General features: G+C 57.0%; 1 protein-coding gene. It reads left to right on the forward strand.

Going from position 1 to position 639, the window contains the following annotated elements:
- A partial coding sequence (locus tag E8K88_RS17910; RefSeq protein ID WP_205880133.1) for a carotenoid oxygenase family protein occupies nucleotides 1-639 on the forward strand: 639 nt, incomplete at both ends.

Below are 639 nucleotides of genomic sequence, written 5' to 3' on the forward strand. Positions count from 1 at the left end.
CGATCAGATCCGCTGGTTTGAAGCCAGCCCACGCTATATGCTGCATGCGGTGAACGCATGGGAAGAAGTCAACGCTCAGGGCGAGACGGAAATCATCATGCTGGGCACGCCCTACGCGATGCCAAAACAGTTTGATGGCTCCCTGGACGTCAAGCGCCTACTGTTCACGATTGGCACGCAAGGCATGGACCAGGAGCTCTACCAATGGCGCTTCAACCTGGCCACAGGCCAGACCCGCGAGAGCGTGGTCGACGATGTGTTTAACACCGAATTTCCAATGATCAATGCGCGCTTCCAGGGTTATAAAAACCGCTACAGCTACAACGTGCTGATGGGGAAAATGCGCACACTGGAGCAGCCGCGCTTTCAAGGCTTGGTGAAATACGACTACGAACTAGGCCACTCTGTGGCCTACAACCCGGGCGAAGGCTATTGGTTTAGCGAGGCGCCGTTTGCAGAGCGCGACAATGCGCAGCTCGAAGATGACGGCTACCTGGTCAGCTTTGTGTGGAACGAGCAAGCACAGCGCTCAGAAGTCTGGGTGATTGATGCGCAGCACATCACGCAAGGCCCAGTCGCGCGTGTGATATTGCCGCAGCGCGTACCCAATGGCTTTCACGGCACCTGGGTTAGCCAGGC

Origin of the sequence: Lampropedia aestuarii, from assembly GCF_004803635.1 — a bacterium.
GTDB classification, from domain to species: Bacteria; Pseudomonadota; Gammaproteobacteria; order Burkholderiales; family Burkholderiaceae_C; genus Lampropedia; species Lampropedia aestuarii.